At 66.3% G+C, this 13,186-nt stretch carries 10 protein-coding genes; all 10 read left to right on the top strand.

What is annotated here, in order from left to right; all coding sequences use genetic code 11:
* The first annotated feature begins 27 nt into the window (after positions 1 to 27).
* On the top strand, positions 28 to 564 hold the full coding sequence (locus tag AEQU_RS05640) for a rubrerythrin family protein (protein WP_022739967.1): 537 nt from the start codon (positions 28 to 30) through the stop codon (positions 562 to 564).
* Positions 565 to 1,021: 457 nt separating this feature from the next.
* Positions 1,022 to 1,618 (top strand): bifunctional pyr operon transcriptional regulator/uracil phosphoribosyltransferase PyrR, encoded by a 597-nt coding sequence (gene pyrR, locus AEQU_RS05635; protein ID WP_022739966.1) that lies wholly within the window; start codon positions 1,022 to 1,024, stop codon positions 1,616 to 1,618.
* A gap of 4 nt (positions 1,619 to 1,622) precedes the next feature.
* The gene (locus AEQU_RS05630) at positions 1,623 to 2,567 is read left to right on the top strand and encodes an aspartate carbamoyltransferase catalytic subunit (protein ID WP_022739965.1); all 945 of its coding nucleotides are present in this window, start codon (positions 1,623 to 1,625) and stop codon (positions 2,565 to 2,567) included.
* Complete coding sequence (locus AEQU_RS05625; protein WP_022739964.1) at positions 2,551 to 3,843, top strand: dihydroorotase; 1,293 nt, start codon at positions 2,551 to 2,553, stop codon at positions 3,841 to 3,843. The genes AEQU_RS05630 and AEQU_RS05625 overlap by 17 nt, the downstream gene beginning before the upstream one ends.
* Before the next feature lie 454 nt (positions 3,844 to 4,297).
* Positions 4,298 to 5,299 (top strand): ABC transporter substrate-binding protein, encoded by a 1,002-nt coding sequence (locus AEQU_RS05620; protein WP_022739963.1) that lies wholly within the window; start codon positions 4,298 to 4,300, stop codon positions 5,297 to 5,299.
* A gap of 12 nt (positions 5,300 to 5,311) precedes the next feature.
* Complete coding sequence (locus AEQU_RS05615) at positions 5,312 to 6,310, top strand: FecCD family ABC transporter permease (protein WP_041714513.1); 999 nt, start codon at positions 5,312 to 5,314, stop codon at positions 6,308 to 6,310.
* On the top strand, positions 6,303 to 7,307 hold the full coding sequence (locus tag AEQU_RS05610; RefSeq protein WP_022739961.1) for a FecCD family ABC transporter permease: 1,005 nt from the start codon (positions 6,303 to 6,305) through the stop codon (positions 7,305 to 7,307). The genes AEQU_RS05615 and AEQU_RS05610 overlap by 8 nt, the downstream gene beginning before the upstream one ends.
* A gap of 15 nt (positions 7,308 to 7,322) precedes the next feature.
* Positions 7,323 to 8,237: an ABC transporter ATP-binding protein gene (locus AEQU_RS05605; protein WP_219729207.1), complete on the top strand. Its 915-nt coding sequence runs from the start codon at positions 7,323 to 7,325 to the stop codon at positions 8,235 to 8,237.
* Between the two features lie 298 nt (positions 8,238 to 8,535).
* Positions 8,536 to 9,888, top strand: coding sequence for a glutamine-hydrolyzing carbamoyl-phosphate synthase small subunit (gene carA, locus AEQU_RS05600; RefSeq protein WP_022739959.1), 1,353 nt, complete (start codon positions 8,536 to 8,538; stop codon positions 9,886 to 9,888).
* Entirely contained in the window at positions 9,889 to 13,104 is a 3,216-nt protein-coding gene (gene carB, locus AEQU_RS05595) for a carbamoyl-phosphate synthase large subunit (protein WP_022739958.1), read from the top strand.
* Positions 13,105 to 13,186 lie beyond the last annotated feature (82 nt).

Raw genomic sequence — 13,186 nt, 5'->3', positions numbered from 1 at the left:
GCACCGCGCAGAAAGGAGTTGGAACCCATGGAACTTGAGAAATCCCAGACATGGAAGAACTTGGAGAGCTCGCTCTCGCAGGAGGCCGTGGCCTATTGCGAGTACACGTTCTACGGCCAGCAGGCCGCCAAGGACGGCTACAAGCAGATCTCCGACATCTTCAACGAGACCGCCGGCAACGAGCTGCATCACGCGAAGCTGCACTACAAGAAGATGCACGGCGGCAAGGTGCCGGGCACGCTCGACAACCTGAAGGCCGCTGCCGCCAGCGAGGATGAAGAAGTCGAGATTTACACCGGCTATGCCAAGACCGCTCGCGAGGAGGGCTTCGCCGATCTGGCCGATTTCTTCGAGGGCCTGGCCGCCATCGAGAAGAGCCATGAGAACCGCTATCAGCTGCTCATCGAGCGCATCGAGAACGACGAGGTGTTCCGCCGCAAGGAAGTGAAGGTGTGGTACTGCACCGTCTGCGGCCACATCGAGATCGGCACCGAGCCCCCCGAGAAGTGCCCCGTCTGCGAGCACCCGCAAGGCTACTTCGAGATCAAGGCCGAGAACTTCTAGGTTCCGTTCGCCCTGACGGGGCGAACGGCACTGCTGATGCTGCGGCTCCGACAGGCATCTGCCCTTCGCATTCAGCACTTTCCCTCACGGCCCCAAGGCCGCTCGGCCGCGCTTCAAGCGAATTGCAGGCACCTGTCGGAGCCTCGCTGACTTCCTTGGGCGAACCTGTGGCCATCCCATTTTCGCCTTTTTTGAAAAAATTCAATACAATGCTTGCAAGTCATCTTTCTGCGGTGTATGGTGCAACCGTCCTTTAAATGCGGTACAGAGAGGCCGACAAGGTAACCCCAATCAGCGCAGCGCCCGGCAAGCGGGAAGCAAGCGCAACGACGCAGGAAGCCTAGTCGCCAGACGGGCTTTTTCTTTTGCCCGCGAGGCGGCACGAAGCTCGCGGAAAACTCGGACGCGGGGCTTCGCGGACTCGTCTGTACGCACTGACCTTACGAAGGGAGTGTGTATGAACGACGAGAGCATGGTCAAGTCGGTCTGCATGGATGCAGACGACATCGAGCGAGCGGTGACGCGCATGGCGCACCAGATCCTCGAGGCCAACAAGGGCGCGGACAACATCGCGCTCGTGGGCATCGTCACGCGAGGCGATCTTCTCGCGAAGATGCTCGTTCACAAAATCGAGGAGATCGAGGGGGTCAAGGTTCCCCTGGGCAAGCTGGACATCAGCTTCTATCGCGACGACTTCGCGACCCATATGTCTCCTGAGGTTCATTCCACCGACATCCCGTTTAGCATCGACGGCATGACCATCGTGCTCGTGGACGACGTGCTGTACACGGGCCGCACCATCCGCGCGGCGCTCGACGCGCTCATGGACATCGGTCGCCCCGCCGCCGTGGAGCTGGCGGTCCTCGTCGACCGCGGCCACCGCGAGCTGCCCATCCGCGCCGACTTCGTGGGCAAGAACGTGCCCTCGTCCTCCAGCGAGAACGTGCGCCTGTTCCTGGAGGAAGTCGACGGCATCTCGGCCGTGGAGATTCTGGACATCGAGCCGGGCAAGCGAGCAGGCGCCGCGGCCCTGACGAAAAAGGAAGGTGAGTAGGTCCATGGCCTTCGATCACAAGCACCTCATCGACATCACGGAGTACTCCGCCGATGACATCATGACCATCCTGGAGACGGCTAAGACCTTCAAGCAGGTCAACGAGCGCCGCATCAAGAAGGTGCCGACGCTGAAGGGCTTCACCGTCGTGAACATGTTCAACGAGCCCTCCACCCGCACCCGCTCCTCCTTCGAGATCGCCGAGAAGCGCCTGTCGGCCGACTCGCTGAACTTCGGCGGCTCCTCTACGGCCACGGTGAAGGGCGAGAGCCTCGTGGACACCGTGAAGACGCTGTGCTCCTACAAGATCGACTGCATCGTGGTGCGCGACCGCTGGGCCGGCGTGCCCCGCAAGATCGCCGATGTGTCCGGCGTGTCGGTCATCGACGCCGGCGACGGCAAGCACCAGCATCCCACCCAGGCGCTGCTCGATCTGTACTCCATCTGGGAGGAGAAGGGCTCCTTCGACAACCTGCACGTGGGCGTCGTGGGCGACATCTCCCACTCCCGCGTGTGCGGCTCGCTTATCCCGGCGCTCAAGATCATGGGCTGCGAGGTGACGGTCATCGCGCCGCCGACGCTGCTGCCCGCGCGCCCCGACATCCTCGGCGCCGACCACGTGACGAGCAACCTGGACGAGGCGCTGCCGGAGCTGGACGTGGTGTACATGCTGCGCATCCAGCGCGAGCGCTTCGAGGGCGCGCCGTACCCGAACCTGCGCGAGTACAACCTGCTCTACGGACTCACCGAGGAGCGCGACAAGCTTCTGAAGCCCGATGCCTGCGTGTGCCACCCGGGCCCCATCAACCGCGGCGTGGAACTGGACAGCTTCATGGCCGACCACCCCAAGCGCTCCATCATCCTCGACCAAGTTTACGCCGGCGTCCTCGTGCGCATGGCCGCCCTGTACCTGCTCCTAGGAGGTAGCAACGATGGCATTGATGCTTAAGAACGCTCGTCTGATCGACCCCCAGATCGGCCTGGACGAAGTGGCCGACATCCTCATCCGCGACGGCAAGATCGTGGAGGTGGGACACGACCTCGCCATGGAGAAGGGCGTCGAGCGCGATCTTGCCGGCAAGATCGTCACTCCCGGCCTCGTGGACATGCACGTGCACTTCCGCGATCCGGGCCAGGAGCAGAAGGAGGACATCGCCTCTGGTTCCCGCGCGGCGGCCCACGGTGGTTTCACCGCGGTGTGCACCATGCCGAACACGAGCCCGGTGATCGACGACGCCGTGACCGTGGAATACGTGAAGGCCCGCGCCGCGGCCGTGGGGAAGTGCCGCGTCGTGGTGGCCGGCGCCTGCTCCAAGGACTTGAAGGGCGAGGTGCTCTCCGACATGGGCGATATGTACGCCCACGGCGCGCCCGTGTTCACCGACGACGGCCACGGCATCCAGGACGCCGGCATGATGCGCCGCGTCATGGACTACGCCAACCAGTTCGACACCGTCGTCATGGCTCACTGCCAGGACGACTCGCTTGTGGCCGACGGCCAGGTGAACGAGGGCGTGGCGAGCACGCGCCTCGGCATGGTGGGCTGGCCGGCCGAGGGCGAGGAGCTCGAGATCGCCCGCGACATCGCGCTCTGCCGTCTGACCGGGTGCCCTTTGCACATCCAGCACATCACCACCAAGCGCGGGCTCGATCTGGTGGCCGCCGCGAAGGCCGAGGGGCTGCCGGTGACTTGCGAGGTGACGCCGCACCACATGTTCCTCACCGAGGACGCCATCACTGCCGAGTACCAGACTGCGCTGAAGGTGAACCCGCCGCTGCGCACCGCCGAGGATGCCGCCGCGCTCATCGAGGGCCTCGCGAACGGCACCATCGACGCCATCGTCACCGATCACGCGCCCCACACCGATTGGGAGAAGGATCGCGAGTTCGAGCTGGCGCCCTTCGGCATGACGGGCCTTGAGACCTCGCTCTCCCTGGTGCTCACGCATCTCGTGCGCGCCGGCGTCATCGACTACGGCCGCATGGTTGAGGCCATGGCCGTCGCCCCGCGCGAGATCCTGCGCCAGGAGCCGGTGAAGATCGAGGCCGGCAGCGTGGCCGACCTCACGGTCATCGACCCTGAGGCCGCCTGGACCGTGGAGGTGGGCGACTTCTGCTCCAAGGCCAACAACTCCGGCTTCATCGGAGCCGAGCTTGTCGGCCGTGCCACCGACGTCTACGTCGGCGGCTACGCCACCATGGAGGACAGCAAGATCGTCGAGTAGCGCCTGCCGCCAAATAGCGTTTCACCCGGAAGGAGCCGTCCGAGGACGGCTCCTTTTTTGTATTTCGTTTACCTTGAAGGAGACGGCCTGCGCGAAATGTGCAAAAGAGGGTACTTCTCGTAGTCAGTTTTCGCGTTGAGGCTCTAGTTGAAGGTATTCACCTGCGGAAATACCCGAAATCAGGAACGCCTGCGCTCTCTTCGGACATGAAAAGTTACGAGAAGTACCCTCTTTTGCACATTTCGGCTAACACCTTGGGCAACGAGAGGGCTTCGGCTGAGAAACAACAGGGGAGATGCCTTGGGGGAAACCGACTGTCGTTGCCTAGAATGGATCAGCGCCGTTTGTGAATGTTTTCCGAAGCGCTTGCATAAAAGTAAACCCGTAATAACATCCGGCGCTGTGAGTTTACTATAACTAACTTCTTTGCTCAGCTTTCAGAAAGGATCTGCCCATGGCCCCGATTTCCCGCCGCACTTTCGCGGCCTTCCTCGCTACTGCCGTCCTGACTCCCGTGCTCGGCGGCTGCTCCTCTTCTACCGGTTCCTCCGCAGGAGGGGAGGGCGCCGCTACGACCGACGGCGGCGCTTCCGGCGCCGATGCGGCCGCAGGCGCAGCCACGCGCACGGTGGACACCGACAAGGGGCCGGTGGAGATTCCCGCCAATCCCCAGACCATCGTGAGCGACTACTACCTCGGCGAGTTTCTGGCTGTGGACGTGAAACCGGTCATCGCGAGCCCCTATGCCCTGAACAACCCGTTCCTTGCGGGACTGTGCGACGGCATCGAAGCCCTGAACACCACCTCGGCTGAGACCTCGCTCGAGATGATCGCCGAGAAGCAGCCGGACCTCATCGTCACCATTACCGAGGCCGACTACGACAAGTACGCCAAGATCGCGCCGACGGTCTACATCGCCGACGGCACGCGCACGGACGAGGACCTGTTCCGCTACATCGCCGATTTGGTGGGCAAGAAGGACGCCGCCGAGGCCTATATCGCCGAGTTCAACGACAAGGTGGCCACGGTGAAAGACGAGATCGTGGGTATCGTGGGCGATCGTACCGTGTCCATCTTGGAGGTGTGGCCCCAGGATATCTACGCCATGGGCAGCCACTTCGCCCGCGGTGGTTCCATCCTCTACGATATGTGGGGGCTGAAGGCGCCCGAGGCCATCCAGGGCCCCATGGTGGAGGGCGACGAGGCCTACAAGGTGATCTCCGTGGAGGCGCTGCCCGACTACGCCGGCGACTTCATTTGCTACGGCGTGCTGGACGGCGCCGACTCGGCCTATGTGGATGACTCGCAGCTGTGGAAGAACCTGCCCGCCGTCAAGGCCGGGCGCCTCATGCCCTACGAGCAGGTGGCCTTCATGCACCGCGATCCCATTACGCTGACCAACCAGCTCGAGACCTTCACCGACTTCTTCCGCGCCCATGCGGACACGGCGGCCTAGCGGGAGCTTTTCGTGTCGCGCTTGAGAACATCGGTCTTCCTGATCGGGGGAGTGATCGCGGTCGCGCTGGCTGCGGGGCTCTCCCTGTTCTTCGGCAGCACGCCCATCCCGCCCGACCAGGTGCTGGGTGCGCTCTTCTCGCCGGACATGGCGAATCAGGAGCACGTGGCCATCCTCGAGCTGCGCGGCCCGCGCACAGTGGGCTGCATCCTCGTGGGAGCGGCCTTTGCCGTGGCTGGCGCCATCATGCAGGGCGTCACCCGCAACCCCCTGGCCGACTCGGGGCTTCTCGGCATCAACGCCGGGGGCGCCTTCGCGCTGGCACTGTGCCTTGCGCTTCTGCCGGGCATGAGCTTCGCCGGGGTGGTGGGGTGCTCGTTTGTAGGTGCCGCCTTCGCTTTGGCCGTGGTCTTCGGGGCCGTGAGCTTCCGGCGGCGCAACGTGGATCCGGTGCTGCTGGTGCTGGCGGGCTGCGCCGTGGGGCTCTTCCTCACGGCGCTCGCCCAGGGCGTGGCCATCTTCTTCAACATCGGCTACTCGCTTACCTTCTGGACCGCCGGCGGCGTGGCCGGCATCCGTGCCGACACGCTGGCCATGACGGCGCCCTTCATCGTGGCGGCGCTGGCGGCCTCCTGGGTGCTGGCGCGGCGCGTGACGGTGCTCTCGCTGGGCGAGGAGGCCGCCTCAGGGCTCGGCGTGAACGTGGGGAAATCCCGTACGTTGTGCCTGCTCGTGGTACTCGTGCTGGCGGGCGCGGCCGTGGCGCTCGCGGGGCCGGTGGCCTTCGTGGGCCTCATGGTGCCGCACATGGTGCGCCGTTTCGTGGGATCGGACTACCGGGCCGTCATTCCCGCCTCCATGGTGGGCGGGGCGCTGTTTATGCTTTTGGCCGATGTGCTCGCCCGCACGCTCATGGCGCCGAGCGAAATTCCCATCGGCATCATCTTCGCCATCGTCGGCGTGCCGTTCTTCATCTGGTGCGCGCGGAGGGAGGCGAGCGGCCTTGACTGAGCGGAGAAAACGGCTGCGCACGAGTGCGGTGCTGGTGATCCTAGCCGCACTGGCGCTGGTGGCCCTGTGGTGCGACATCAACGCCGGCTACCGCAGCATCTCGTTGGAGGAGCTGGGGCAGATCCTTTCCGGCACGGCGAGCCAGAGCCTCACCTACACCCTGGTGGACTTGCGCCTGCCCCGGGTGCTCACCTCGCTTTTGGTGGGCGTGGGGCTGTCGCTTTCCGGATGCCTTCTGCAAGGCATCTCCCGCAACGACATGGCCGACCCGGGCGTACTCGGCATCAACGCCGGCGCTGGGCTGCTCGTGGCCGCCTTCATCGTCTTCGTGCCCGCGGGGCTCTTCCCCTCCGCGGTGGCCCTGCCGGTGCTCGCCTTCGCGGGCTCGGCGGCCGTGGCCTTCCTCGGCTGGCGGCTTTCGGTGGTGCGCGGGGCCTCCAGCCCGCGGAGGCTGCTGCTCATCGGCGTCGCTTTGGCCACGGGGCTCTCCAGCGCCACGTCGCTGCTCATGCTGCGCATGTCCGATGGCGACTACGCCTTCGTGCAGAATTGGATCGCCGGCAGCATCTGGGGTGCCAGTTGGGAAAACGTGGCCATTCTCGCCGTGGGGCTGGCGTTGCTCGTGGCCGGTGCCCTCTATGCCTCGCGCACACTGAACGTGCTGGGGCTCGGCGAGGCGGCCGCCACGGGACTCGGCGTGAATGTGCCCCGGGCCCGCGCTGCCCTCACTGCCGTGGCCGTGGGGGCCTCGGGGCTCGCCTGCGCCGTGGGCGGTGGTCTCACCTTCGTGGGGCTCGTGTGCCCGCACATAGCGCGGCGCCTCGTGGGGCCGAACTTCCGGGTGCTCGTGCCCGCAACGGTGCTCGTGGGCGCGGTGCTCATGCTTCTGGCCGACATCATCTCGCGCACGCTGCTCGCCCCCAACGAGATTCCCGTCGGCATCGTGGCGGCGGTCATCGGCGCGCCCTATTTCCTGTACCTGCTGGCGAAATCCTAGGAGAAGGTGACGCTTGTGAAGAAGAACGCAGCGGATTTCCGCGATTCCTCCTGCGAGGATGCTCCCAGGGCATCCGAAGTTGGCGGCGAGTCCCTGTTCTGCGAGACCTGCGACCGCACTTGCGAGCGCTTCGCCGGCGCGGCCCTGCGCGGCGAGGCCGTGTCGGTGGGCTACGGCGATCGCGTCATCATCAAGCCCATGAACGTGGCCGTGCCCGCTGGGGAGATCACCTCCATCATCGGGCCGAACGGCTGCGGGAAATCCACGCTTCTGAAGGCGCTCTCGCGCACCATGCCCCTGCGCGGCGGCGCGGTGTATCTGAACGGGACGGCCATCGCGACGATGCCCACGGCCGAGGTCGCCCGTCAGATGGCCCTGCTTCCCCAGTCGCCCCAGGCACCGGCTGGGCTCACCGTGGGCGAGCTGGTAGCCCTTGGCCGCTACCCGCACCAGAGGGGCTTCGGGCGCCTGACCGACGACGATAGGCGCATCATCGACTGGGCCCTTTCCATCACGCACTTGGACGGCCTGGCCGAGCGCCCCATCGACGCGCTTTCCGGCGGCCAGCGCCAGCGGGCCTGGATCGCCATGGCGCTCGCCCAGGACACGGGCCTCATCCTTCTGGACGAGCCCACCACCTATCTGGACATGGCCCACCAGCTGGAGGTGCTGGAACTGCTGCAAACGCTCAACCGCGACGAGGGCAAGACCATCGCGCTCGTCATCCACGAGCTGAACCTGGCCGCCCGCTTCTCCGACTGGATGATCGCCCTGAAATCCGGCGCCATCCGCGGCGCGGGCACGCCTAAGGAGGTCATGACCCCGGCTCTTTTGCGCGAGGTCTTCGGCCTGGACGCCCTCATCGAGCCCGACCCCTGGACCGGCCGCCCCAGCCTCGTGAGCTACCGCCTGGCGGGGGAGGAGTGCTAGATCGCCATTCGGCTGCCGTCTTCGGCCGCTTATTTTTGTGCAGATGCATACCTGTCGGGGTGTCTTATGCTCAAAAATGACCTTTAACGGACGGTACCGAGAGACCGGCAAGGTGCGATGAGCGAACTTCATCTTGTGTGCTTGCGAGCGCCCCCGTCCAAGGCGGGGGCGCTTTTTGCGGCCGCCGCTGTGGAACGGGCCGCGCTTTCACGTGAGTGCGAAGGCGCAGGGATGCGCGGCGGGGCACCAGCGAAGCACATGAGGCGAAGGCGAGCGAGTCGCGGAAAGGACGGAACCTTTGAGCAAGATTGCGGAAAAGATGCGGGCGGCCACCTCGAAGCCTGCGGGAGCGCCGGCGGTGCTCGTATTGGAGGACGGCGCGGTGTTCGTCGGCACCTCCTGCGGGGCGCCCGGCGAGGCCTTCGGAGAGATCTGCTTCAACACCTCGATGGAAGGCTATTTGGAAATCGTCACCGATCCCTCCTATGCGGGGCAGATCGTGGTGCTCACCTATCCGCAGGTGGGCAACTACGGCGTGAACGCCGACGACGCCCAGGCGGAGCATCCGGCCCTGCGGGCGCTCGTGGTGCGCGACATGTGCCCCACGCCCTCCAGCTGGCGCAGCCAGGAGAGCCTCGGCGATTATCTGGCGCGCGAGGGCGTCGTGGCCATCGAGGGCGTCGACACCCGCGCGCTCGTGCGCCATATCCGCGACCATGGCGCCCAGCGGGCCGTCGTTTCCACCGAGGACACCGATGTCGCCGCGCTGCTCGCGAAGGTGCGCCAGAGCCCGTCACTGGTGGGCGAGAACCAGGTCGTTGGCGTATCTTGCGACGGCGCCTACTCCTACACCGCCGCGAACCTGCCCGTCTCCCATAGCTTCGCCCTTTCCGCTCCCGTCGAGCCCCTCTTCAAAGTGGTCGTCTACCACTGCGGCGTGAAGCGCTCCATCCTGGACGGTCTGGTGGCCTCGGGCTGCGAGCTTACGGTGGTGCCCTGGGACACCCCGGCCGAAGAGGTGCTGGCGATGAATCCCGACGGCGTGTTCCTTTCCAACGGCCCGGGCGACCCGGAGGCGGTGGGGGAGACCTACCGACAGGCGGAGAAGCTGCTGGGGAAGGTGCCGCTGTTCGGCATCTGCCTCGGGCACCAGATGATGGCCAAGGCTGCGAGCGCGGAAATCGACAAGCTGAAGTTCGGCCATCACGGCGGCAACCATCCGGTACAGAACCTGCTCACGGGACGGGTAGAGGTGACGGCCCAGAACCACGGCTTCTGCCCCCGCTTCCAAAGCTTGGGCGCGCTGATCCCCGAGCTTTCCGGCGGCGCGACCGAGCATGTGGAGGATCTGCGCGAGTGGGGCCGCAAGGGCGTCGCCCCCGTCGTGGCCAACGAGCGCTTCGGGCGCATTCGGCTCACCCATGTGAACCTCGACGACGGCACCGCCGAGGGCTTCGCCTTCCTGGATGTGCCGGCCTTCAGCGTGCAGTACCACCCGGAGGCGGCCCCCGGTCCCACCGACGCCCACTACCTGTTCACCGCCTTCGCGCGCCTTATGGAGGGACGCGAGGACTACCTGGACATCGACATCGCGACCGACCGCCTGTCCGGTTGGAAGTTCGGAGCTGACACGGAAGGGGAGGTGGCGTAAATGCCCAAGCGCGAGGACATCAAGAGCATTCTCGTTATCGGGAGCGGCCCCATCGTCATCGGCCAGGCCTGCGAGTTCGACTACTCCGGCGCCCAGGCCTGCAAGGTGCTGCGCGAGGAGGGATACCGGGTCGTTCTCGTAAACTCGAACCCGGCCACCATCATGACCGACCCGGAGCTGGCCGACGCCACCTACGTGGAGCCCATCACACCGGCCTTCGTGGAAAAGGTCATCGCGAAGGAGCGGCCCGATGCGTGCCTGCCCACCCTCGGCGGCCAGACGGGCCTGAACACGGCCGTGGAACTGGCCAAGTCCGGCGTGCTCGAGCGCTATGGCGTGGAGCTCATCGGCTGCGACGTGGACGTCATCGAGCGCGGCGAGGACCGCAAACTCTTCAACGAATGCATGGCCGACCTCGGCATCGAGGTCTCGCGGGCCGGCTACGCCTACTCCGTGGAAGACGCCCTGCGCATCGCCGGCGAGCTCGGGTTCCCCGTGGTACTGCGCCCGTCGTTCACCATGGGCGGCGCCGGCGGCGGCATCGCGCGCGACGAGGACGAGCTCGTCCGCATCGTCTCCCAGGGGCTGGAGCTTTCCCCGGCCGGCGAGGTGCTCGTGGAGGAGTCCATCGAGGGCTGGAAGGAATACGAGATGGAGGTCATGCGCGACGCGGCCGGCAACGGCATCATCGTTTGCTCCATCGAGAACCTGGATCCCATGGGCGTGCACACCGGCGACTCCATCACCGTGGCCCCGGCCCAAACCCTCACCGACCTGGAGTACCAGCGCATGCGCGCCGCGTCGCTGGCGGTGCTCGAGCGCGTGGGCGTGGCCACGGGCGGCTCCAACGTGCAGTTCGCCGTGCACCCCGAGACGGGCCGCATGGTCATCATCGAGATGAACCCCCGCGTGTCGCGCTCCTCGGCCTTGGCGTCGAAGGCCACGGGCTTTCCCATCGCGAAGGCGGCGGCGCGCCTGGCCGTGGGCTACACGCTCGACGACATCGTGAACGATATGACCGGCACCACGCCGGCCTGCTTCGAGCCCTCTATCGACTATTGTGTCGTGAAGGCCCCGCGCTTCGCCTTCGAGAAGTTCCAGGGGGCCGACGACACGCTGACCACCCGCATGAAGGCCGTCGGCGAGGTCATGGCCGTCGGGCGCACTTTCGAGGAGGCGCTGGGGAAGGCTCTGCGCTCCCTGGAGACGGGCCGCGCCGGTTTCGGGGCCGACGGGCGCGGGGAAGAGGCGGCGCTTTCCGACGAGGAGCTCTTCGCCGCGCTCTCGCGCCCCACGGCCGAGCGCATCTTCTTGGCAGCCGAGGCCCTGCGCCGGGGCATGAGCGCGAAAGAGCTGCACGAGCGCACGGCCATCGACCCGTTCTTCTGCGCGCGCATGGCCGATATGGTGGCCGTGCAGGAGGCCCTGCGCGGGTGCGCCTTGGAGGACATGGACGCCGAGGCCTTCCAAATGGCGAAGCGCTACGGGCTCTCCGACGCCGAGATCGCCGTGCTCACGGGGTCCGACGAGCGCACGGTGCGCGCGTGCCGCAAGATCCTCGGCGTGCGCCCGGCCTTCAAAACCGTGGACACCTGCGCGGCAGAGTTCCCCACGAAAACCGCCTACCACTACAAGACCTACGACGCCGACGAGTCCGAGGTGGCGGCCAAGGAGCGCCCGCGCGCCCTCATCCTGGGCGCGGGCCCCAACCGCATCGGCCAGGGCATCGAGTTCGACTACTGCTGCGTGCACGCCAGCTACGCGCTGGCCGACGCCGGGTACGAGACCATCATGGTGAACTGCAACCCCGAGACGGTCTCCACCGACTATGACACCTCCGACATGCTGTTCTTCGAGCCGCTCACCTACGATGACGTCATGGACGTCATCGACGCGACCGATCCCGACGGCGTCGTGGTCACCCTCGGCGGTCAGACGCCGCTGAAGCTGGCCCGTGCTTTGGAGGAGGCCGGGGTGCCCATCATGGGCACGAGCCCGGACGCCATCGATCTGGCCGAGGACCGCGACCGGTTCGCCGCGCTGCTCGATTCCCTCGACATCGCCTATCCGCGCTCGGCCATGGCCGCAGGGCTCGATGAGGCCCGCGCCGCCGCCCGCGAGATCGGCTACCCGCTGCTCGTGCGTCCCAGTTACGTGCTCGGCGGCCGAGGGATGGGCATCGTCTACGATGACGCGGGGCTCGCGCGCTACGTGGCCGAGGCGACCGCCGTTTCTCCAGATCACCCGGTCTACCTGGATAAGTTCCTCGAAGGTGCCGTAGAATGCGACCTGGACGCCCTGTGCGACGGCGAGGACGTGTACATCGGCGGCATTCTGGAGCACATCGAGATGGCCGGCATCCACTCGGGCGACTCGGCCTGCTGCCTGCCGCCCTTCTCGCTGTCGGCGAAGGTGCAGGACGAGATGGCGAGCGTCGCCCGTCGGATCGCGCTGGCCTTGGGCGTGCGCGGCCTGGTGAACATCCAGTTCGCCGTGAAAGACGGGGTCGTCTACGTCATTGAGGCCAACCCTCGGGCGAGCCGCACGGTGCCCTTCATCTCGAAGGCCACAGGCGTGCCCTTGGCGAAGCTCGCGAGCCGCATCATGGCGGGGGAGAAGCTGGCCGTGCTCAACCTTTCGGAGCATTTCGCGAAGCCGGGCCGCTACTTCGTGAAGGAGGCCGTCATGCCCTTCGGGCGGTTCCCGGGGGCCGACGCGCTACTGGGGCCGGAGATGCGCTCCACCGGCGAGGTCATGGGCATCGCGGAAAGTTTCCCGGCGGCCTATATGAAGACCCAGATGGCCATCGACTACGCCGAACCGGAGGGTGGCGTGGCCTTCATCTCCGTGAACGACCAGGACAAGCGCGCCGTGGCCTTCATCGCCCGAGAGCTTGTGCGCCTCGGCTTCTCGCTTCTGGCCACCGAGGGCACCGCGGCCGTGCTGCGCGCATCGGGCGTGCCCTGCGAGGTGACGGGCAAGATCCACGAGGGGGCAAGCTCGGTGGTGGACGCCATCGCCGCCGGCGAGATCTCGCTCATGATCAACACGCCGCTCGGCGTGGCCACCCGCGACGACGGCTACGAGCTGCGCCGCGCCGCCGTCCGCCACGGCATCACCTATGCCACCACCCTGGCCGCCGCCCAGGCCCTCATAGCCGGCATGCAAGCCGCCCGCGCCGGCGAGCTCGACGTCGCCCCCTTGCAGGAGCTGTAGTTCTAAGCTTATCGGAGGAGCAGCAAAGCAAGAGGCTACTCCTCCATGCAAATCTCCTAGGATTTCTGCTCTTTGTGGCATG

Source organism: Adlercreutzia equolifaciens DSM 19450, assembly GCF_000478885.1.
Classification (GTDB): domain Bacteria; phylum Actinomycetota; class Coriobacteriia; order Coriobacteriales; family Eggerthellaceae; genus Adlercreutzia; species Adlercreutzia equolifaciens.
This window is presented reverse-complemented; position numbering and strand designations above follow the sequence as displayed.

What these genes read in the sequence shown, in the direction of transcription:
- carB (WP_022739958.1), top strand. Translation starts at nt 9,889, where the DNA reads ATGCCCAAGCGCGAGGACATCAAGAGCATTCTCGTTATCGGGAGCGGC.
- AEQU_RS05640 (WP_022739967.1), top strand. Translation starts at nt 28, where the DNA reads ATGGAACTTGAGAAATCCCAGACATGGAAGAACTTGGAGAGCTCGCTC.
- AEQU_RS05620 (WP_022739963.1), top strand. Translation starts at nt 4,298, where the DNA reads ATGGCCCCGATTTCCCGCCGCACTTTCGCGGCCTTCCTCGCTACTGCC.
- pyrR (WP_022739966.1), top strand. Translation starts at nt 1,022, where the DNA reads ATGAACGACGAGAGCATGGTCAAGTCGGTCTGCATGGATGCAGACGAC.
- AEQU_RS05625 (WP_022739964.1), top strand. Translation starts at nt 2,551, where the DNA reads ATGGCATTGATGCTTAAGAACGCTCGTCTGATCGACCCCCAGATCGGC.
- AEQU_RS05630 (WP_022739965.1), top strand. Translation starts at nt 1,623, where the DNA reads ATGGCCTTCGATCACAAGCACCTCATCGACATCACGGAGTACTCCGCC.